Below are 21,271 nucleotides of genomic sequence, written 5' to 3' on the forward strand. Positions count from 1 at the left end.
TGTCACTTCCGTTAAACTTGGTACCGCAAAGATAAGTCTTCAAATAAATAATGTTGGTATTTAAATTGTTCAAAATGAATTTTTCGAATTTCTTGCTTAATGGCTATTAAGCATTCATCGACCGTCATCAATGATTCTTCTTTCAGAAGCGCCTCTTCTATTAATAATTTGCATTGGCAGTCAATCAATAAAAGTTGACTATAGAATGTGTAAAATGTTTCTTTATTTAATTTTTCAATCAAATTTTTAGCTTGATTCTGCAGCTTTTGATAACATTTGGTCAATTTTTGATAATCCATTAAATCAACTAACTGACCTTGTTTTAACATGTTACTAAAGTCTAAATCCCAAAGTATTTCTTTAGTCGGCTGTTGCAATAAATAATACATAGAATGACTACTAATAATTTCAGTGGTCGGTTCTTCAATTGTTTCATAAAAAGTCACAAAATATTCTCGCTCAATCACAGTAATAATTTCTTCTTCTGAAAGCTCACAATCTTCTAAATTTTGATAGAATATCAATAATTTAATCCGCTCATCTATTTTATTCAGCGAAGCGACTAATTCAGGAAAAAGAACCGACTGACAATTCTCTACTAATTCTCTTGCCTTATTTTGTTCATTTTTATAAAAGCTGTATAACTTTTTCCGCTGTTTTAACGAGTTTAATAAGTTATCGGGTATATTCCAGTAATATTGTTTCTTCATAGCATTCCCACTCTTCTTTTTTATGTACAATTTTACAAAATTGGTCTTAGCCAATTTCGTCTCTAGTTATTCTATCAAAAAAGTGACGCTTTTTTACTGACAATAATTACTCGTTTTACGCCCAAAAAGTGAAAACTCAGCTGTTAAGTAATTATTGGGGCTTGTTTCTCGCGGGCCGAAAAAACTTTTTCCTTTTAAAAGTCCAGAAAAAGACCTACACTAGAGATAGACAAACGTTGGAGGGATTTAAATGGATTTACACTTAACGAATAAATTAGCATTAATTACTGGTTCAACCAAAGGAATTGGCAAAGCAATTGCGATTGAAATGGCTCGTGAAGGGACCGATGTCATTATCAATGGGCGCAATGAAGCCGAAGTAATCAAAGTTGTTGAAGAAATACAAACAATGTTTCCAGACACTCATCCTCAAGCAGGAACTGCCGATATTTCCATTGAAAGTCAACGAACTACTTTACTTGAAAAATTCCCTAAAGTCGACATTTTAGTGAACAATATGGGGATTTTTGAGCCAATGGAATACTGGGACATCGATGACGCCACTTGGGAAAAATTTTTTACTGTGAATGTGTTGTCAGGCAATGCATTAGCAAAAGCTTATCTACCTAAAATGCTTGCACAAGATTTTGGTCGCATTATTTTCATCGCTAGCGAAGAAGCGGTGATGCCTTCTGGCGAAATGCCCCAATATAGCATGACAAAAACGATGAATCTTTCCTTAGCTAAAAGTTTATCCAACTTAACTGTCGGCACACATGTCACCGTTAACACGGTTATGCCTGGCTCAACCCTTACCGAAGGTGTAGAAAAAATGTTGGAAGATATGTACGCTGATTCAGACATTCCCAAAGAGGATTGGGAAAAAGATTTCATGAAAAATCATCGTTCTCGTTCACAAATCCAACGGCTCATTCGACCAGAAGAAATTGGTCGTTTTGTTACCTTTGTGGCCAGCCCGGATTCTTCTTCATTCTCAGGCGAAGCCTTAAGAATCGATGGCGGCTTAGTTCCAACGATCTTCTAAATTAAACAAAAAAGACAGCCAGCAAAAATTCACATTTTTTGCTGGCTGTCTTTTTAAGCATATTAATTGATTACTTACCAAAAGTAAGTTATATTTATCTCGAATTCGAAATAAAAAGAGGTGAAACAATGACCCAACAGCAAGAAGCTTTAAAAGCCTATATCGGTTTATTAAGAACCAGCCATCAACTAGAGCAACTTGCCAAGCAAGATGTCACTTGTTATGACTTAAACATTACAGAATTTTCAGTGTTAGAGCTGTTACTCCATAAAGGTCCTCAGACCATCCAAAAAATTAAGGAGAAAATTTTAATTGCTAGCAGTAGCACCACTTATGTTATTGACCAATTACATAAAAAAGGCTATGTAACGCGCACCCCCAGTGAAAAAGACCGACGCATTACTTACGTTGAATTAACAGAAGCTGGAAAAACATTAATTAAAGAAATTTTCCCGACGCATGCAAAGCGAATTGCAGAAGCATTTGAACAACTCTCTTCCGAAGAATTAACACTTCTTCAAAAAACTTTACGAAAAATAACAAATGAAACGAAATGAGGAAATAATGATGAAAAAAGAAGATCAATTATTAGGAATCCACCACGTTACAGCTATGACAAGTGATGCAGAAAAAAACTATCACTTCTTTACGGACGTTTTAGGGATGCGTTTAGTCAAAAAAACAGTGAATCAAGATGATATCTATACTTACCACACCTATTTTGCCGATGATTTGGGTACACCAGGTACAACCATGACCTTTTTCGATTTTCCCAATAACCCTAAAGGATTAAAAGGAACCAATACAATTTCAAGAACAGGGTTCCGGGTTCCTTCAGATGCAGCTTTGACTTATTATGAAAATCGCTTCAATGAATTTGCTGTCAAACACACAGGTATTTCTGAAGAATTTGGCAAAAAAGTCCTTCGCTTCTGGGATTTTGATGATCAAGCGTATCAATTAATCTCTGATGAATTAAATCAGGGCGTTGCAGCGGGCACCCCTTGGAAAAAAGGACCTGTCCCTACAGAATTTGCGATTTATGGCTTAGGACCTGTCGAAATAGCTATTTCCTATTTTCATGAATTCAAAGAAGTCTTTGAAGAAATTCTAGGCTTTCACGTAGTGGCACAAGAAGGCAATCGCTATTTACTAGAAGTTGGCCAAGGTGGCAATGGTGCCCAAGTCATTTTGGTAGACGATGATACTAGCTCACAAGCGCAACAAGGATATGGTGAAGTACATCACGTTGCATTCCGCCTAGCGGATCGTAAATCACTTGGGACTTGGCAAGCGCTCTTTGATCATTTAGGCTTACAAAACTCTGGCTATGTCGATCGTTATTACTTTGAATCATTGTATGTTCGTATTGGGCATATTTTAGTCGAATTAGCCACCGATGAACCAGGATTTATGGGGGATGAACCTTACGAAACATTAGGAGAAAAGTTATCTCTTGCGCCATTTTTAGAAAACCGTCGTGAGTATATTGAGAGTGTTATCAAGCCTTTCAATACAAAACGAGCCTAAGGAGGAAAAAACATGCATTCAATTTTTAAAAAAGGACATCCTGAAGCACCTGTCTTTGTGCTACTTCACGGTACAGGTGGTGATGAAACATCTCTCCTACCAATTGCCCAAGAACTAAATAAACAAGCTACTGTGCTAAGTATTCGTGGTGATGTTTCAGAAAATGGAATGAATCGTTATTTTAAGCGCCTAGCGGAAGGTCATTATGACTTAGAAGATCTAGAAAAACGCGGCGAGGCGCTTCATAAGTTTATTCAACAAGCCGCTAACGAGCATCAATTTTCATTGGATAAAATTATTTTTATTGGCTATTCAAATGGGGCCAATATCGCTATTCAATTATTGCTTACTCATCCCGACAGCTACCATCAAGCTGTCCTCTATCATCCCATGTTTCCTGTTGAATTGACCAATCAACCAGACTTGACCGACACTTCTGTTTTATTATCTCTAGGAGAGCATGACCCGATTGTCCCACTTCCTGAGAGTATGCGTGTGATTCAATTATTTCAGAATCATGGAGCAACCGTACAAGAGGTTTGGACACAAAGTCATCAATTAACTTATCAAGAAATTAAGGAAACACAAACTTGGTTGGCACATCTGTCCTCTTAACAAAAAAGTGAGGTCGGGACAGAACCGTTTAGCTCCGAGAAATAAGAAGAAATTTCCGAAAATTGCTCTTTAATTTTTGGAGAATTTCGGCTTATTTCCGAAGGAGTTAGTTCTGTTCCCGCCGTTTATCAGGTTTTGAGCCTGGGACAAAAATCTCTTTGGATTTTTGTCCCAGGCTCACTTTTTCTATTTTAAGATAATTCACTGTCTGAGCTTCTTTTTATTCTGCCATTTGAACAACTATTTTACCAACTGCATGGTGCGTTTCACTGAGTGCATGTGCATCATAAATCCCTTGTCTAGAAAAAGGGAAAACTTCACCAATAATTGATTTCACTTTTCCAGCTGCCATCAAATCAGCAATTTTTTGTAATTGTTCTCCATTTGGTTGAAGCCAAATACTTTCAGCAGAAATATTTTTTTCGGCTGCCAATTGTTTATCTTCAATGCCCACAATTGAAACAAGACGACCTGTGTTTGGTTTTAAGACGTCAAAACTATTTTTTTGAACCTCACCACCCATTGTATCAAAGACCAAATCAACATCAGCTAATACCTCTGCAAAATTCGTTGTATGATAATCAATCACTTCATCTGCACCAATTTTTTTCAGTAAGGCATGATTTTTTGCGCTAGCGGTCGTGATGACATGTGCGCCCGCTTCTTTTGCTAGTTGAATCGCATAAGTACCGACCCCACCTGCACCAGCATGAATTAAAACAGTTTCTCCTTCTTTAAGGTGACCATGATCAAACAATGCTTGCCAAGCGGTTAAACCAGCCAACGGAACGGCAGCCGCTTCTTCAAAGCTAATTGTTTCAGGGATTTTTGCTAATAAATGATCATCCACAATCGTTACTTCTGCATAGGTACCAAAACGAGTGGTTTCAGGACGAGCAAAAACTTTATCGCCAACTTGCCAATCCGTTACTTGACTCCCCACCTCTGTAATCACACCAGCGACATCCCAACCAAGAATAATCGGAAAGGACCAATCAAACATCTGTTTTAAATATCCTTCACGCAATTTCCAATCAATCGGATTAATTGATGTCGCGTATTCTTTTACCAACACTTGATGTTCCGATAATTCTGGCAGTGTTACTTCTGCTTCTTCAAGTACCTCTTTACTTCCGTACTGATTAATCACAACAGCTTTCATAAACCAACTTCCTCTCATTTGTTTCATTTTTCACACTTTTAGTATACGCCTATTGCCTTCTTTTTATATAAGAATATGCTTTAGTTAAATTGAGAGAAAGTGTATTCATTATTAATCTCGATCTGTTTTAATTTAATTAGTTATGCATTTACGCGTTTAATTTCACGATGTTTATTCAATAAATAGGCCAAACCAAGATTAATGCCAACAAAGCAACTGATTGTCAGAAGAAGTGGTAGGACAGTAAAACCAGTGGATTGATAACCAACCATTGCTTGCAAGACATGGAGCATTCTCAGGCGCATTGGTGCCCCCCCTAATTGTGCAATCGTGCCCAGTAAAATAGGAATCATTAATAACAGCAATAAAACAATGAGTTTTTTTACGCCATCTATCCGATCATTAAAGACACCTGCTAACAAGCCAAGTGAGCCGCTAAGCATTAGTAAGATAAAAAAGAGCAACCACGACATGAAAAAGTTTCCTTGCGCATAGACATCAATTAATTTCATTGATAATTGAAAATGAGAAATGAAATTGCCGCTAAATACTTTAATCAGTACAAGTACAGCCAAGGATCCAACCAAAGATAAAATAGCATTACTTACAAAATTCACCAAAAAAATCGTCCAGCGGGAAAGCCCGTTTTGAATAAACAGTTTAAAATCTGTGTTTACCCCTAAAAATGATAGTATCCCCATAAAAACCAGACAAGGAATTACTGCATCAGAGCTGACAGTATTTACGTCGTTAGAAAAGAGCAAGCCAATAAGAGGAAAAAGAATGCCGAACAAAGCATAAAAGCCAAAATAAATTGCTAAAGAACGGACTTGATAAATAACACGATACTGCAAAGCTGTTTTAAATTTCATTTTACTTTTCCTTCTTTCTATTGGTTAATTGTACAAAATATGTTTGTAAATTTAGCGGCGCAATTTGAACCTCTGCTTTTTCAGTCGGCAAGTCGCCGTACACGTAAGCCGTAACTGCTCCACCTAAAGTGTCCATGCCTAAGATTTCCAATGACTGAGTATAGCGCTCTACTTGTTCTTTCGGCCCAGAAACAATGCGACCGTTTTTCAAAATTGTTTCAATAGATTCTGCGCGAATCAATTTTCCTTGATCAATGATGATAATATCTTCTAATAAATTCGCAATTTCTTCAATCAAATGGGTGGAAATCACAAACGTACGGGGACGTTCTTGGTATGTCTCAATTAAATAAGTATAAAATAATTCCCGATGATTGGCGTCTAAACCTAAGACTGGCTCATCTAAAAAAATATACTCACAGGGGACGGATAGCGCCACTATTAGTTTAGCAATACTCCGATAACCAGTTGATAATTTTTTGAATGTCTTTTTGCCATCTAAATCAAAATCGCTTAACATTTGTTCGGCTAAAGACCAGTCAAAGGATCCATAAAAACCTTCAGTCGTTTTAAAAATATCTTTAATTTTTAACTGAGGAGGAAATAAATTATCTTCACTCATTAAGTAAATATGATTCAAAGCAGCCTCATTATCGGTCACTGTTTCTCCCGCCAATTTAACGGAACCTGAAGTGGCAAAACTTCGATTATTTATGATATTTAATAACGTACTTTTACCAGCCCCGTTTCTGCCTAAGAGCCCATAAATCGTTTCTTTTTCAAAAGTAATTGAAATATTATCTAGTGCTTTTTTTTGATGATATTTTTTACTTACTGATTCCACCCGCAAACTCATGCGTCATACCCTCTTTCAATTAGTTGTTTTAATTGTTCAGCTGTGATCCCTAATTTTTTGGCTTCGGCGACAACTTCTAAGACTTCTTTATTTAAAAATTCTTCTTTCCGTGCACTTCTTACTCTCTCTTGAGCGCCTGGTAAGACAAACATGCCAATCCCCCGTTTCTTTTCAATCAACTGTCGTTCTACTAATAAATTCATTCCTTTTAAAACGGTGGCTGGATTGATTTGGTAACTTTTTGATATTTCTGTGGTTGAGGGAATTTGTTCGCCTTCTAAGTAAGCGCCATTAAAAATTCCTTCGGCAATCTGATCGGCTACTTGCTGAAATAAAGGCTTTTCCCCCGAAAAATTAAATTCCATTTTTACACCTCGCTTAAACGGTTAACTACTTATGTAACTAACTATATATCTTAGAAATTCTTTTGTCAACAAAAAAACCATTGTTTCCAAAGAAATTTTTCTTTGAAAACAATGGCGATACTTTTGAGTTTATTGAATGGTTTCGTTCTTATAGGGTTCCATTGTATAACAATTCATCGGTTGTTTCGTTGACAATTTTTAAGCGATTTTGTTTTTTTATCAAAATACTTTTATAGGTCGTTCCTGTAGCCTTTTCTTCCATCACAAGAATGCGTTTATACTCATTATCAGTGACTTTCTTAATCGTTGTTTGATTCAAGGACGGAATTTTTTCTTTTAGCGTTTTTTCTTCCGCCAGACCTTTTAAGATTTCTGATTCTGTAGTGGAACTTGTGGATTTACTAGAATCGCTTGATACACCTTCGTTATTAGACGCACTTTCAGATGGCTTGCGACTTGATTCGGTTACTTTAGGCTGTGATGATTCACTGGTATTGGTTGAATTCATTTGGGTTTGGGTTTGATTCCCACATGCACCAATTAGCAACCCAACGCCTAAGATAGAGCTTGCTAAAATAGTTTTTCTAATCATTTGCATGACCTCCTACATCTATCATTACTTTAACCTTAACATTTTTCAGCTAAGAGAACAATTTTTCAGATTAGAAAAGACCACTAGTCGTTATTTAAATAAACGAACTAGTGGTCTTACTTATTTAGGAATGATCTTCATATGAGTGAGTGGGTAATAAACAAATTGTGCTTTCCCTAAGATTTGATCTGCATGTATTGCACCAAAAGAACGGCTGTCTTTGGACATACGGCGATTATCACCAAGTACAAAATAGCTATCTTTAGGTAATTTTTCTTGCATTAACAATTCTTTTGAATCAAAATTCGTAGTGTAAGGCATCGTTTCATGATCTTTTTTTCTGTTTTTAATTAAATAGGGTTCAGCGATTGGCTGATTATTGACATATAATTGATCGTTTTCGTAACGCACAGCTTCTCCTGGTAAACCAATCACACGTTTAATCAGAATCGATCCTGTGTCTGTTTTAAAGACCACCACATCAAACCGTTTAATGGCGGAGAATTTTTCCATCACAATCATATCTCCTTGATTCAAGGTTTTTTGCATGGAATGGCCATCCACCCGAACAGGAATCAGGAAAAATCCTCTTAAAATAAAAACGGCTACGATTGCTGGTACTAAGATTTTCAGAAAGTACATTAAATACCCAACATAATCACGTTTCTTCTTCAACTTCGTGCCACCTTTTTTCTAGTTTTTTTGAATTTCCTTGACTGCTGTATCGTAAGCAGCGTCATTTTCAAGAATTAATTTACCTAAAGTGGCTTCAATTTTTGTGGCTGTTTCATTGTCGATTTCTCCAGTTATAGGCAAGCCATTTTTCTGTTGAAGATCGCTAACCGCTGCTTTTGTTTCTGCGGTGTAGTTTGCATTGTTTTCATCAACAGGATACGCTAATACAGCTAAAATAGCATTTAAGTTCTGAATATCTTCAGATTGATCTCCTTCTTTTAGCGTTTTATCGCGAGGAATCAATTTTAAATAGGCATACTCGGGGTAATCAGCTTTGATGGTTGGTTCAATTCCTTTTTCGTTGATCCATTCGCCTTTTGGTGTTAACCATTTTAAAACAGTCAATTTTATTTCGGTTTGGTCATTTAAATCCTTCACCGTTTGGACCGTTCCTTTGCCAAATGTTTTCGTTCCAATTAATGGGACATTCGCAGATTCATGCAGTGCTGCAGCAAAAATTTCGGATGCACTGGCACTATTGCCATCAATGATAACTGCAACAGGTTCTTTTACTTTAAAGCCGTCGTCTAATTCTTTGGAAGCAACTTCTTTCATCGTACGTCCTTTTTTGTCTTCAAATTGAACAATTATTTCGCCATTTTTTAAAAACATACTGGCCATTCGCTCTGCTTGATCTAGCAGTCCACCAGGATTTTGGCGTACATCAATTACAAAGGATTTAGCTCCTTTGTCTCGTAAATTCGTGATTGTTTCTTTCAATTCCTGATATGTTTTTTTACCAAAGGACGTAATTTTAATCGAGCCAATTTGTGCATCTTTTTTGTCTAACTCACCTGTCACTGTTTTAACGGGAATTTTCCCACGTTTGATTGAGATATTTTTAGTTTCTCCCTCTCTTTGGATAGTCAATTCAACGGAAGTTCCTTTTTTACCTCGGACTTTTGAGACGACTTCTGCTAGTTTCATCCCTTTTGTAGCTGTACCATCAACTTTTTCAATAATATCGCCTTCTTTGATTCCCGCTTTTTCAGCTGGGGAATCTGCTACAGGGGCCTCTGCTACAACTGGTTCGCCATCTTTCATTGTCATAGTGGCACCAATTCCTTCAAAATCGCCAGATAAGCTTTCGTTTAAATCATTGGCAGCAGATTCATTTAGATAAGTTGAGTATGGATCTCCAATGGCTTCAGACATGCCTTTTAAGGCGCCTTCAACTAATTCATTTTTATCTACTTCACCTACATAATTGGTACTAATTTCATTATATAAATCCTGCACTTTGCTTAAATCAGCATTGGTAATTGCCCCTTCTTGACTCATCTTTTTAACACGATGATCAAAATAAATATAACTACTTCCTCCAGCTAAAAATGCGACACAGAGGAGCGAAATAATATATTGATAAAAAGGAACAGTTCGTTTGTTCTTCATAGATTTCATCTCATTTCTAACAAATTCGTCACTACTTTTGTTTACTATAACATGAATGAAAAAAGAGGAAAAGCTTTGTTTGCTTTTCCTCTGGATTTATTTATTGTTTTCAAGGTACTTTTCCCATAACTCATCAAAGATGTCCATGTTGCTTAAATAGTCAGCATTCATTTCTAAATAAGAAGAAAGTTCATGATAATCCTCGGTTTGTTTTGGAAACTGAATATCTTTGGCCGCTTCATTGGCAAAATCAGTTTCAGAATCTTTAGCCGGACCTTTTAATGTCATTAAGTAATGGTAAAAGCTTCGTCTCATGTAAATTAGTCACTCCATTTTTCTTCAATAAATTCACTTCTACGTTGATGGGACAATCCATAACGCAAAGCGTCTTTTTTATAAAAGTCTTGATGGTATTCTTCAGCAGGATAAAATGGTGCTGCTGGCTCGATGGTGGTAACAATTGGTTCTGTAAAACGGCCACTATTAGCTAGACGTTCTTTACTTTTCTCAGCAATTTCTTTTTGTTCTTGGGAACGATAAAAAATAACTGGCCGATAATTATCGCCGCGGTCTTGAAACTGACCGAAAGCATCAGTAGGATCTGTTTGTTGCCAATAAATATCCACTAATTGTTCGTAAGAAATAATCGCTGGATCAAAAGTGATTTCTACTGCTTCCGTATGGCCTGTTGTGTGTGTTAGAACCTGTTCATATGTTGGATTAGGCACGTGCCCACCTGTATAACCCGAAACAACTGAGATAATCCCTGGTTGTGTATCAAAAGGCTGCACCATACACCAGAAACAGCCGCCTGCAAAAATTGCTTTTTCTTCCATCTCTAACACTCCTTTTTTATTTCTCTTTTGGCAAGTATATATTCATCCGAATGTCATCGTCAACTAAATTAATCTTTTCTGCTCGAACAAATAGACCATTTTGCATTCTAAACTGATCTAAACGTAATAAAACAGTTTGATCATCTGGATTGATTTCAACCCATTTAGGTAGTTTGTAAGAACGTTTAGCAAATTTCAATACTTCTTTAATTGGCAAGCCTAACGTTCCTATAGATAAACTTTTTGCTTTTAATTGTACATTACCATTCGCCATCACGTAAGGATCAAAATATAAGTAAAAAGGAATGTCATGCCCTAACACCTGAAATGTTCCATTTAATAAAGCATCATTTTCTAAATAAAATTTATATTTGATCTCCGAACCTTTTTGAAAGTCGGCTAAATAAAAGTCAATCAGTTTGTTCACTTGTTGTTTTTTTGACTGAATGGTGACGACTGGCTCGCTTTCTTTTTCAACAATTGCTGGTATTTTCTTTAAATCTGGTTCGCGAACTTGTGTTGCTCGAAATGTCACGAAAGCTACACTACCAATGATTAAACCCACTAGAACAAGAAAAGCGATTTTCCAGGGATTTCGTTTAAGATTGGTTGGTTGTGTCTTTTTAATTGATTTACTTGTTTTTGGCTTTTCTTCATTCATTTTATTCACTACCTTCTGATTTGGTTATCCATTCTTTCTCTGTCTTGACCATTTCATCCCGGACAGCTCCGGCCATAATTTGGTAGCCAAGATTATTCGGATGGAAGCGATCTTCTTCATATAACAAATTGTTTAAATCCTCTTTGCTAGCACTACTTCCTGTAGTTTCTGAGTCACCACCAGTTACGCCAACTTCATCGCCACGACCTTTATAGAGTAAATCATTGATAGGAATGAAATAGGCTCGTTTTTGTTCTTGAACCATTTCTTCGGTTGCTTGATTCCAATTATCAACGATTTCTTGCATTTCTGTAATTTCGGAAAAGTTTAAGTAGAAGGGATTGTAAATTCCTAAGACATAAATAGGGGCCTTCTCGTTGTACTCTCGGATTTCTTCAAGTAATCGTCTTACTCGGCGTTGATAGGCTTTTTGTGGACGATTGAACGAGCTGACTTTCAAGTCGAAAATATTACTACTAATTACTTTCATTAAGTCATTTCCACCAACCGTTAGCGTAATCACGTCCGCAGAGGCAAGGCCCTTTTGAATTTCAGGTTTCTCTTTGATTCGTTTTAAAATTTGATCACTACGATCCCCATTTTTCCCGAAATTGTCTGTTTGAACACCGTTCAAGTTGTAGTGTTCTTTTAAATCATCTGCCACAATAGGAACAAAACCTCCACTATTCGTCAAATCGCCAATTCCTTCAGTTAAAGAATCACCGATAGCTGTATAATGAATGACTTCTTTTTGATTTTTTTGAGCAGTTGTGGCCACTTTCTCTTGCTTTAATAGTGGCTTTGCTTTGGGGATGGCCACACTTAACAATGTAAAAACACCTAGCGCAATGAGGATAGGTGTTAAGACGGTCAGCAAAATATGCTGTGTTTGTTTTTTCATCTTCGTCACTTCCTTTTAAATAAACCAACAAGAAATTTTCCTTTTCTTGTTAGAAAGAGGTTGCGTCTACTCATTTAAGAGCGAGACCCAACCTCGTTATTTCTTAGTCTGTATAGTACATAATAGCAAAGGCATTTTTTCCTGTATGTGTTGCAATGACTGGATTCGTATGTAATACGGGAATATCCATGTCTTTAAAGATTGCTTGTAATCCTTCTTTGAATCCATTTGCTAGTTCTAGCCCATCCGCATGAGAAATGCCAATTTGTCGAACATTTGGAATCTTACTTAATTCTGATTTCAATTCGTCAAACCATTTATTAAACGTTTTAACGCCGCGGCCTTTCGCTACAGGGATCAATTCCGTATTTTCAAAGTCCATGACAACTTTCATATTAAAAATGTTTGATAATAATCCTGTTGTACGGCTGATTCGTCCACCTTTAACCAAATTATCCAATGTTGAAATGCCAATGTATAATTTAGTATTTTGTTTGACGCGTTCAATTTCAGCTAAAATTTCTGGAACACCCGCTCCCGCTTGTGCCAATTTTGCTGCTTGAATGACTTGGAAAGACAAACCTTGGTCTGTAAAATCGCTATCAATCACCGTTACTTTACTTGATGATAAGTTGCTAGCTTGACGGGCCGCTTCAACCGTTCCACTTAAGCCTTTTGTCATGTGAATCGAAATTACTTCACTGCCATCTTCACCTAAGCGATCATATAATTCTACAAATTCACCAATTGGTGGTTGACTGGTTTTGGGTAAGGCCTTCGCATTAGCCATCATGTCCATAAATTTTTCGCCTGGCAAATGATCATCATCTGGATAAACAACGCCATCAACCATAATTGATAAAGGCATCATATGGATATTTAATTCATCTCTAAGACTTTTTTCCATCGTACATGAAGAATCCGTTACGATTTTAACGTTTGTCATAAATTTATCACTCTTTCTTTAAAAGGAACCTGTTTTCATGGTAGAATACCATTAAACGGTTAATTATCTAGTTATAGTATAACAGACACTGCCGAATTTTTCATCAAATTAAAATAAAGGAAGTGAATTTATTGGAAAAAACGCATTTCTCAAAAAAATACCTAATCGTGAACGAAGTCTTAAATGCAGTTACACATGGCATAGGCGCAGGTTTAAGTATTGCTGGCTTAGTCATTTTACTTGTTAAAGGGGCTCGTTTAGGCTCACCAATTCACGTGGTATCTTATGCTATTTATGGCTCCATGTTGATTCTACTTTTTTTATCTTCAACGTTATTTCATAGTTTAATTTTTACAAGAGCCAAAAAGGTCTTTCAGGTCTTCGATCATAGTTCTATTTTCTTATTGATTGCTGGCAGCTATACGCCGTTTTGCTTAATTAGTATTGGCGGTTGGTTAGGTTGGACCTTGTTTAGTTTAGTCTGGTTAATCGCCATCGTCGGTATTGTCTATAAATCCCTCACGTTGCATAAACAAGAAACAGTGAAAAACATTTCAACGATTATTTATATTGTTTTAGGTTGGCTCTGTATCATCGCTGCTCGTCCGTTATATGAATCTCTTGGGTTTACAGGAACAGCGTTATTGGTCGCAGGGGGCGTGTCTTACACATTAGGTGCCGCCTTCTATTCATTGAAAAATGTGCGGTTTATGCATGTAGTTTGGCACTTGTTCGTCATGCTTGCAGCGATCCTCATGTATTTTTCTGTTCTCTTTTATACGTAATCACAGCACAATAAGAACACGATGCTCAAAGCATCGTGTTCTTTTATTGCCCTAAATCTCTTTATTATAAAGGATTATTCTTCTTTTCGAATTATTTTAACATAAATTAGTAGAAAAGACTTTACAAAACAAACATACATTCGTATAATAGCAATACGAACACTAGTTCGAATCAAATGAAGAGGTGATACACATGGAAGCAATTCGTCGTGTTGGATTTTTATTTTTTGTATTGGTTATAGGTATTTTTTTGGGAACATTAGGATTACGTCTTGCTTTTATGATCGTGACGCCGTTATTTATTCTTTGGTTTATGTCATGGGATGAGAAGCGTTATACACGTACACGTAAACAACAGCAAGCAAGATACGTTTATCGTAAGTTCCCTTAATAAATAATAAAACGGTGTGTTCCCCCCAAGCTATGCTCCGTTTTTATAAATATGTCAAAGAAAGAGCGAAGGATTAAATTCCTTCGCTCTTTCTAATTAAATTAGATTAGTATTCCATTAAGGTAACAATATCGTAGCCATCAATTTTATCGCGGCCATGTAAATCCATTAATTCAATTAGGAACGCACAACCAACCACAATACCACCTAATTGTTCGACTAATTCGATGGTTGCTTTAATTGTACCACCAGTTGCTAGCAAGTCATCACAAATCAAAACACGTTGACCTGGTGTGATGGCATCTTTGTGCAACGTTAATGTATCTGAACCATATTCTAAGTCATAAGTCACTTCGATGGTTTCACGAGGAAGTTTTCCTTTTTTACGAACCGGAGCAAAGCCAACCCCTAGTTCATAAGCCACTGGACAGCCGACAATAAAGCCACGAGCTTCCGGTCCTACAACCATATCAATTCTTTTTTCTTTCGCGTAATCCACGATTTGTTTCGTTGCTTCACGGTAGGCATCCCCATTAGCCATTAATGGAGAAATGTCACGGAACACGATCCCTTTCTCAGGATAATCTGGAATGCTTGCAATGTAATCTCTTAAATCCATTTTTATTTGTCCTCCTCATTCCACAGCCATTGTTGTATTGTTTGACAATCACTGTAAAGTAGAAATTCTTCTGTTTTTATTTTTTTCAATCGTTGTTGGTACACTTGACTTTCAGTCAATGGTCGATTGTCGGGTTTCTCAATACTGTTTAAAACACCGCTTTCTATTGTAACAAATCCTAAGTCAAAAAACACCTGTATCATGAAAATTAATAATTTTTCTTGGATATTTAAGTAATTTGCCACCTTCGATAGCTGGGAACGTAGATTTACTTCTTTTTGCTGCAAAATAAATTTATACAATGTTGCAAATTGTTCACGTGAAGCCATACCGTTTAAATAAGCTTCTTCTGGTGAAATAAACATCATGTATATACGTTGTATCTCAGTTGCTTCAACAATTTCTTTAACCGTGATTGATTCCACAGGACAGTCGACAAAAACCAGTTGTTCGATTTGATTTTGAGAAACAGCTTCCACCAATTCTTCTTGGTTTGACCAAACAATAATATTAGCGGTTGGATCTGAAATGAATTTTTGATTTTTTTCATCAAACAAAAGATAAGCTGTTGCTTCTGAAGGAATTGGTTTCGTTTGATTATTTTTGCCACGAAAATCAAATAATTGTCTTCCAGATACAGCAAAATCAGTCACCATTAATTGTGGTTTCTTACGACCATTCCATTCATTGATGGAAAGTTGGCCTGCCACATCGGCGGTTCCTTGTGCTAGTTCATCCGCTTGAGGCCCCATTTGAAAAGCAATTGCATCCAATTGTGCCCCTTCTTGATTCATTTGAAATTTCAGATGTGTATTATCTGCACCAATTTGCCGAATTTGCGTAGGCGTGATTTCCTTAAATACAAAAGTTGGCACAGTATTATCAGTCCCAAAAGGCGCCAAAATACGCAATTGATCAATAAAAGCAGTCGTTGCCTGCGAAACCGCTAAGCTCTCACTAATAAGTAACTCTTGTCCATTAGCCATATCAATTTGATTTTTTTCAATAAAGTGTGCCAAATGTTCTTGAACAAAAGGAATATTTTCAACAGGTAAAGTCATTCCCGCTGCCATATGATGCCCACCAAAATGAGTGAATTGCTCACGCACTTCGTTCAACGCCTCATAGAGATTCAATGCGCTAATGCTACGTCCAGAGCCTTTAGCGGTCGTACCAGATTCATCTATTGCTAAAATAATGGTTGGTTTCCCCGTTTCTTGCATAATGCGGCCCGCGACAATCCCTAAGACGCCTTCATGCCAGCCTTGTTTCGCTAAAATATGGACCGGCGCATTCGGGTCGATTAAATCCAGCGCTTCTTTGGCAATCGTCGTTACAATGTCTTTTCGTTCATTGTTTTGTTGATCGATATATTTAGCGATTTCCAGCGCTTGTTCTTCATCAAATGTAGTCATCAATTCAACACCTGGTGCGGCTTCCCCTAATCGACCTAATGCGTTTAAACGAGGTCCAATGGTAAAGCCAATTGATTCTTCTGAAACAGCTTCCTTTTTCACACCCGCTTCTTGTAATAAAACGTCTAAACCAATTCGATCACCAGTTTGAATCATTTGAAGGCCCATTTTGACAAACGTTCTATTTTCATCGGTTAATGAAACCAAGTCAGCAATTGTCCCAATTGCTACCAAATCTAATAACTCAATTGGCAATTCACCAAGTAACGCAGTAGCGACTTTGAAAGCCACACCAACACCAGCTAAATCTCCAAAAGGATAGTCACCTTGCGGATGTCTAGGGTGGACAATCGCAAAGGCTTCTGGTAATTGTTCAGGCAATTCATGATGGTCAGTAACGATTACATCTACCCCTTGAGCCATAGCGTAGCTAATTGCTTCATGTCCGGCTACACCATTATCAACGGTTACAATTAATTGGACTCCTTGTTCAATTTGTTCAGCAAATACGTCTTTATTAGGTCCATATCCATGAACAAAACGATTCGGTAGAAAGTACTGAACCATGCCACCGACTAATTCGATTGCTTCTTTCATAACCGTGGTACTAGTGATGCCATCTGCATCATAATCCCCATAGACAAGGATTTGTTCACCCGCTTCGACGGCTTGCTGGATACGGGCTACCGCTTTCTCCATATCATGCATTAAGAACGGATCATAAATATCTTCGATAGTCGGATGTAGAAACTTACGTAATGCTTCTTCTGTCCGGATATTGCGGTGCCATAAAAGTTGGCCAATTAATGGATTAATTTCTTCTTTTTTTAATTGTTCTATAAATTCTACAGGTAATTCTGTCTTTGTCTGTAACTGCCATTGATAGTTTGATTTTTTCACGACGTCACTCCTAACCAAGTAATTATAGCAAAATTTTTCCAAAAACTAAAGAAAGCATTTTTTTAAATCTGAGAAAAAAACTGTGATATCTGTTAGATAAATAGCAGATATCACAGTTTTATTTTAAAAGAAACTTAGTGATAAAGTCTCTTCCTTATTTTTGTTCCTCTTCATTCACACGAGGTTTCACATAACGATCAATACGACTACCTGACACAGGCGTGGCATCTACTTCTGTGTTTGATGTTTGTTCGTTGACCACTGGTTCTGCGACTTGTGGTGCTGCCGCTTGTTTGGCTTGCAAATCAGCCAATTGATTATCAAATGAACGTTGAACTTTTTCCGTTTCTTCTTTGACTAATTTATCCATATCATTTTTATAAATATCCAACTCTTTTTGTACAGCTTTTAATTCTTTACGTTGGTTCCAAATAGTGGTTGTGGAGGTTAGTAACCCAACTAGTGCGCCAATAATTGCAGAACCTAAAATAATTAAGATTAACGGTCCACTAATTTTAGTAAAACCAAAGTTTACTGGAACAGCTTGATTATTTAAAACAGCAAAAATAACAACAATTAAGACCAACACAAGGCCCAAAATAACACGCCATTGATTTTTCATGACTTGATCGACTCCTTTATTTTTTATTTAAAATATTTCCCGCTATGAAATCTCCTAAATGTGGAAATAATGTATAAAAGCGGGCAGCCGCTTCCATGACAAATGGACGATTAATCTCACGTCGAGAAGTCCCCATACTCCCAACCACTTCTTTCGCTAATTTCGTAGGGTCTAAAACAATTTTATCCACCGCAGCTAGATAAGTGCCTGTCGGGTCCGCCTTATCAAAGAATTCTGTTTGGATTGGTCCTGGATTGACAGTCGTTACTGCTACACCCAACGGTTTCAATTCTAAACGTAAAGCATTTGAAAAACCTAACACAGCAAATTTCGTTGCAGAATAAACGGTTGATTTAGCTGTAGCCATCTTCCCAGCCATTGAAGCAACGTTGATAATATGTCCTTGCCCAGCTTCAATCATTTTAATAGCTACTTTTTGAGTAAACGTCATCATTCCTAGAACGTTGACATCAAACATTTGGCGTGCAACAGCCAAGTCAATTTCAACAAAATTTTCAAACAAGCCAAAACCAGCATTGTTGACTAAAACATCTATAGGACCAACTTCTGCTGAAATAGCTTCAACCACACGTTCAACACTTTCTGGATCGGCAATATCTAATTGATAAGAAAATGCTTCTCGTCCGCTTAAAGTGGCACACTGCTCGCGAACTTTACCAATCAAATTAATTCTGCGGGCGCAGACAACGACGACCGCTCCTTGTTTAGCTGCTTCATAACAAATTTGTTCACCTAAACCAGCTGAACCTCCAGTTACGACAACGACTTTATTTGTTAAATCCATCTAAGCTCCTCCTTCATTGGCAAATGGAATCTCAATGATATCCATATCTTTCACGATTTTTGTATTGGGGAAAATTTCTTGGGCTTCTTCTTGAAGCTGATAGGCCTCTTTGGTTAAATAACGGGCACTAATATGCGTTAAGATAAGTTGTTTTACTTGCGCTTCTTTTGCAACTTCAGCTGCTTGTTGACTGGTTGAGTGGAAGTAGGCTTTTGCCATTTTTGCTTCGTGTTTATTAAACGTACTTTCATGGACTAAAACATCCGCTCGTCGTGCTAAGGTTACACTATTTTTAGTTTTGCGAGTGTCTCCTAAAATCGTCACGATTCGTCCAGGTTTACGCTCTCCCACAAACGCTTGTCCATTAATTTCCTGTCCATCAAAAACAATCGTTTCACCACGTTTGAGTTTGCCATACAATGGCCCAGAAGGAATCCCTAAAGCTTGAAGTTTCTCTACTTGTAATTCTCCTTCATGCGCTGCTTCCTCAATTCGATAGCCAAAGCTCGTGATGCCATGGTCCAAGATATTACAGCGAACAGTGAATTGTTTATCTTTAAAAATAACGTCATTCTCTTTCGTTAATTCAATAAATTTCAGTGGATAGGACAACCGCGATTGCGAGACCCGTAAAGAAGTCTTGACAAAGTCAGCAATCCCAACTGGTCCATAGATTTCTAAAGGTTCTGTCCCGCCCTGAAAAGAACGACTACTTAACAAACCAGGTAAACCAAAAATATGATCCCCATGTAAATGTGTAATAAAAATCTTTTCAATTTTTCTTGGGCGAATACTACTTTTTAAAATTTGCAATTGAGTCCCTTCCCCACAATCGAAGAGCCAAACTGCATTTCGTTCATCTAATAATTTCAACGCAATTCCTGTGACATTGCGATGTTTTGCTGGTACACCAGCGCCTGTTCCTAAAAATTGTATTTCCATCTGCTACCATACTTTCTTTTAAACTTCCTTTTTATTTTAGAAGAAGTTTGCTCCTTTAGCAAATAATAATTTATCTATTTTCTCAAAGTTTTCTTCTTAGTTTACCGTATTTTACGATAAAATAACAAAAAATTAGCAAACTACCATAAAAAACCGTGATTTCTTAGTATTTTAAAAGACTGTTTCCCTTTATTCAGAAAACAGTCTTTGATCCTTATTCTTCTTTCGATGTCGCTTCTTTATGTTGTTCTTTTTTTGCTTGCCACGATTGTTTCGCTTCATTTGCAACTTCGTTCGCATCGTTAATTTCTTGTTGGACTTCCTCTAAATCAAGCCGCGTGATTTCGCCACCTAAGTCAAACATAACCAATTGGTTGAGCGGACGGTTGTCTTCTTCTTCTGCAATTAATAACAATCCCGTTTGTCCTTCATCAATCTTTTGAATCACATGTTCAAAAACCGTTTGTGCTTCTTGAATTTCTTTGGCGTCTTTGCTTGCACCATACATACTTCCAGCAAACCAGCCAAAAAGAATGCCCAGAGGACCACCTAATATGCCTACTAGCATCCCAATCATGCTATCTTTTGATGTATGATTGTTGCCTGTAAAATCGATAAAATCATTGATTTTAAATTGATGCTGGCCATCATTAACATGCGTAACAACCGCCATTTGCTCACCTTTAAGCTGTCTTTCTGCCTGCATCTTTTTTATTTCGGAAAATGCTTGGTACGATTTACTTTCAATATCAAAGTTCATAATGATAATTCGTTTTGCCATACAAATCGCTCCTTTATTCTGGATACATCTATTTTAGCAAGAAAGGCCTGTCTCTAGCAATGAAAACTTTTTGGTTATGTATAAAAAAAGAAGATAGCTAGGCTACCTCCTTGTTAATGCTTATTTACCATCAAGAATATTTAAACGGACCTTTTTCGGACCATCGATACGTACACTATAAACAATTGTCCGAATTGCTTTTGCAACACGCCCTTGTTTACCAATGATACGTCCAATATCTTCTTTGGCCACAGTCAAATTATACTCGAGGAAATCAGTTGATTCCTCAATTTCTAATGAGACTGCTTCAGGTTGACTGACTAACGGACGGACAATAGTTAAAATTAACTCTTTCACATCTGCCATATTCAATCACCTTATTTCTTAACGTTTTTAGCTTCATGATGTTTTTTCATAACGCCTTCTTTTGAAAGGATGTTACGAACTGTATCAGAAGGTTGCGCACCTTTAGATAACCAATCTAAAACTAAATCTTCTTTTAAAACTACTTCTGCAGGGTCTTTCAAAGGGTTGTAAGTACCTACAGTTTCGATGAAACGTCCATCACGAGGAGAACGAGAATCAGCTACTACAATACGGTAAAAAGGACTCTTTTTAGAACCCATACGTTTTAAACGAATTTTAACTGCCATTATTAAATACACCTCCATTAACTTAATCACAAGAGTTAGTTTAACAGATTAACAACAACCTGTAAAGAGTTTTTTCTTGACACCTTTACTTTTTTTCAATTTTTTTAGCCAATTTGCAGGAAAACAAACGAAATAATGAA

General features: G+C 36.9%; 27 protein-coding genes. 6 read left to right on the top strand and 21 right to left on the bottom strand.

Going from position 1 to position 21,271, the window contains the following annotated elements; all coding sequences use genetic code 11:
• Window positions 1–11: 11 nt before the first annotated feature.
• Window positions 12–764 (bottom strand): DUF7006 family protein, encoded by a 753-nt coding sequence (locus IGL17_RS07190; RefSeq protein WP_016618357.1) that lies wholly within the window; start codon window positions 762–764, stop codon window positions 12–14.
• Window positions 765–960: 196 nt separating this feature from the next.
• On the opposite strand from IGL17_RS07190, the gene IGL17_RS07195 reads away from it, so the two are divergent.
• The 4 genes from IGL17_RS07195 to IGL17_RS07210 all read left to right on the top strand — a co-directional run bounded on the left by IGL17_RS07195 (window position 961) and on the right by IGL17_RS07210 (window position 3,900).
• Entirely contained in the window at window positions 961–1,755 is a 795-nt protein-coding gene (locus tag IGL17_RS07195; RefSeq protein WP_002360217.1) for an SDR family NAD(P)-dependent oxidoreductase, read from the top strand.
• A 128-nt stretch (window positions 1,756–1,883) separates the two neighbouring features.
• On the top strand, window positions 1,884–2,312 hold the full coding sequence (locus IGL17_RS07200) for a MarR family winged helix-turn-helix transcriptional regulator (protein WP_002374757.1): 429 nt from the start codon (window positions 1,884–1,886) through the stop codon (window positions 2,310–2,312).
• Between the two features lie 10 nt (window positions 2,313–2,322).
• The gene (locus tag IGL17_RS07205) at window positions 2,323–3,285 is read left to right on the top strand and encodes a ring-cleaving dioxygenase (RefSeq protein WP_033596522.1); all 963 of its coding nucleotides are present in this window, start codon (window positions 2,323–2,325) and stop codon (window positions 3,283–3,285) included.
• 12 nt (window positions 3,286–3,297) lie between these two features.
• Window positions 3,298–3,900 carry an alpha/beta hydrolase gene (locus IGL17_RS07210; protein WP_002361880.1) on the top strand — a complete coding sequence of 201 codons (603 nt, stop codon included), beginning with the start codon at window positions 3,298–3,300 and terminating at the stop codon, window positions 3,898–3,900.
• A 220-nt stretch (window positions 3,901–4,120) separates the two neighbouring features.
• On the opposite strand, the gene IGL17_RS07215 is transcribed toward IGL17_RS07210, so the two are convergent.
• From IGL17_RS07215 to IGL17_RS07270, 12 genes are all read right to left on the bottom strand, one after another.
• Window positions 4,121–5,089 (bottom strand): NADP-dependent oxidoreductase, encoded by a 969-nt coding sequence (locus IGL17_RS07215; protein ID WP_002394481.1) that lies wholly within the window; start codon window positions 5,087–5,089, stop codon window positions 4,121–4,123.
• Window positions 5,090–5,202: 113 nt separating this feature from the next.
• Entirely contained in the window at window positions 5,203–5,934 is a 732-nt protein-coding gene (locus IGL17_RS07220) for a hypothetical protein (protein ID WP_002357455.1), read from the bottom strand.
• Between the two features lies 1 nt (window position 5,935).
• Complete coding sequence (locus tag IGL17_RS07225; protein ID WP_016618354.1) at window positions 5,936–6,790, bottom strand: ATP-binding cassette domain-containing protein; 855 nt, start codon at window positions 6,788–6,790, stop codon at window positions 5,936–5,938.
• Window positions 6,787–7,155 (bottom strand): GntR family transcriptional regulator, encoded by a 369-nt coding sequence (locus tag IGL17_RS07230; RefSeq protein ID WP_002357453.1) that lies wholly within the window; start codon window positions 7,153–7,155, stop codon window positions 6,787–6,789. The genes IGL17_RS07225 and IGL17_RS07230 overlap by 4 nt, the downstream gene beginning before the upstream one ends.
• A gap of 148 nt (window positions 7,156–7,303) precedes the next feature.
• Window positions 7,304–7,753 (bottom strand): hypothetical protein, encoded by a 450-nt coding sequence (locus IGL17_RS07235; protein WP_016618353.1) that lies wholly within the window; start codon window positions 7,751–7,753, stop codon window positions 7,304–7,306.
• Window positions 7,754–7,867: 114 nt separating this feature from the next.
• Window positions 7,868–8,422, bottom strand: a complete 555-nt coding sequence (gene lepB, locus IGL17_RS07240; RefSeq protein ID WP_192190024.1) for a signal peptidase I — start codon at window positions 8,420–8,422, stop codon at window positions 7,868–7,870.
• An 18-nt stretch (window positions 8,423–8,440) separates the two neighbouring features.
• Window positions 8,441–9,883 (bottom strand): S41 family peptidase, encoded by a 1,443-nt coding sequence (locus IGL17_RS07245; protein WP_016618352.1) that lies wholly within the window; start codon window positions 9,881–9,883, stop codon window positions 8,441–8,443.
• Between the two features lie 87 nt (window positions 9,884–9,970).
• Window positions 9,971–10,189, bottom strand: coding sequence for a YozE family protein (locus tag IGL17_RS07250; RefSeq protein ID WP_002364020.1), 219 nt, complete (start codon window positions 10,187–10,189; stop codon window positions 9,971–9,973).
• Window positions 10,190–10,194: 5 nt separating this feature from the next.
• Window positions 10,195–10,710 carry a peptide-methionine (S)-S-oxide reductase MsrA gene (gene msrA / locus IGL17_RS07255; RefSeq protein WP_002357448.1) on the bottom strand — a complete coding sequence of 172 codons (516 nt, stop codon included), beginning with the start codon at window positions 10,708–10,710 and terminating at the stop codon, window positions 10,195–10,197.
• A gap of 16 nt (window positions 10,711–10,726) precedes the next feature.
• Complete coding sequence (locus tag IGL17_RS07260; RefSeq protein WP_016618351.1) at window positions 10,727–11,380, bottom strand: YpmS family protein; 654 nt, start codon at window positions 11,378–11,380, stop codon at window positions 10,727–10,729.
• The gene (locus tag IGL17_RS07265) at window positions 11,373–12,272 is read right to left on the bottom strand and encodes an SGNH/GDSL hydrolase family protein (RefSeq protein WP_002365717.1); all 900 of its coding nucleotides are present in this window, start codon (window positions 12,270–12,272) and stop codon (window positions 11,373–11,375) included. The genes IGL17_RS07260 and IGL17_RS07265 overlap by 8 nt, the downstream gene beginning before the upstream one ends.
• Window positions 12,273–12,375: 103 nt before the next feature.
• Window positions 12,376–13,218: a DegV family protein gene (locus tag IGL17_RS07270; protein WP_002357444.1), complete on the bottom strand. Its 843-nt coding sequence runs from the start codon at window positions 13,216–13,218 to the stop codon at window positions 12,376–12,378.
• A gap of 131 nt (window positions 13,219–13,349) precedes the next feature.
• Here IGL17_RS07270 and trhA point away from each other — a divergent pair, with 131 nt between their 5' ends.
• A complete protein-coding gene (gene trhA / locus IGL17_RS07275) occupies window positions 13,350–14,003 on the top strand; it encodes a PAQR family membrane homeostasis protein TrhA (protein ID WP_002357443.1) in 654 nt (217 codons plus the stop codon).
• 193 nt (window positions 14,004–14,196) lie between these two features.
• Window positions 14,197–14,394, top strand: coding sequence for a hypothetical protein (locus IGL17_RS07280; RefSeq protein WP_002360203.1), 198 nt, complete (start codon window positions 14,197–14,199; stop codon window positions 14,392–14,394).
• A 106-nt stretch (window positions 14,395–14,500) separates the two neighbouring features.
• Here the strand turns inward: IGL17_RS07280 and IGL17_RS07285 are convergent, their stop codons facing one another.
• The 8 genes from IGL17_RS07285 to rpsP form a co-directional block, all read right to left on the bottom strand.
• Window positions 14,501–15,013: an adenine phosphoribosyltransferase gene (locus tag IGL17_RS07285; RefSeq protein WP_002357441.1), complete on the bottom strand. Its 513-nt coding sequence runs from the start codon at window positions 15,011–15,013 to the stop codon at window positions 14,501–14,503.
• Window positions 15,014–15,015: 2 nt separating this feature from the next.
• Window positions 15,016–17,328 carry a single-stranded-DNA-specific exonuclease RecJ gene (gene recJ, locus IGL17_RS07290; protein ID WP_010707541.1) on the bottom strand — a complete coding sequence of 771 codons (2,313 nt, stop codon included), beginning with the start codon at window positions 17,326–17,328 and terminating at the stop codon, window positions 15,016–15,018.
• Between the two features lie 154 nt (window positions 17,329–17,482).
• Window positions 17,483–17,950 (bottom strand): LapA family protein, encoded by a 468-nt coding sequence (locus IGL17_RS07295; RefSeq protein ID WP_002357439.1) that lies wholly within the window; start codon window positions 17,948–17,950, stop codon window positions 17,483–17,485.
• Between the two features lie 16 nt (window positions 17,951–17,966).
• Window positions 17,967–18,755 (bottom strand): SDR family NAD(P)-dependent oxidoreductase, encoded by a 789-nt coding sequence (locus tag IGL17_RS07300; protein WP_010823712.1) that lies wholly within the window; start codon window positions 18,753–18,755, stop codon window positions 17,967–17,969.
• Window positions 18,756–19,697 carry a ribonuclease Z gene (gene rnz / locus IGL17_RS07305; protein ID WP_002360200.1) on the bottom strand — a complete coding sequence of 314 codons (942 nt, stop codon included), beginning with the start codon at window positions 19,695–19,697 and terminating at the stop codon, window positions 18,756–18,758.
• A 214-nt stretch (window positions 19,698–19,911) separates the two neighbouring features.
• Complete coding sequence (locus IGL17_RS07310; RefSeq protein WP_002357436.1) at window positions 19,912–20,478, bottom strand: hypothetical protein; 567 nt, start codon at window positions 20,476–20,478, stop codon at window positions 19,912–19,914.
• A gap of 120 nt (window positions 20,479–20,598) precedes the next feature.
• Entirely contained in the window at window positions 20,599–20,844 is a 246-nt protein-coding gene (locus IGL17_RS07315; RefSeq protein WP_002357435.1) for a KH domain-containing protein, read from the bottom strand.
• 11 nt (window positions 20,845–20,855) lie between these two features.
• The gene (rpsP, locus tag IGL17_RS07320; protein WP_002357434.1) at window positions 20,856–21,131 is read right to left on the bottom strand and encodes a 30S ribosomal protein S16; all 276 of its coding nucleotides are present in this window, start codon (window positions 21,129–21,131) and stop codon (window positions 20,856–20,858) included.
• Between the last annotated feature and the right edge of the window lie 140 nt (window positions 21,132–21,271).

Origin of the sequence: Enterococcus sp. AZ088, assembly GCF_051714845.1 — a bacterium.
Taxonomy (GTDB): domain Bacteria; phylum Bacillota; class Bacilli; order Lactobacillales; family Enterococcaceae; genus Enterococcus; species Enterococcus faecalis.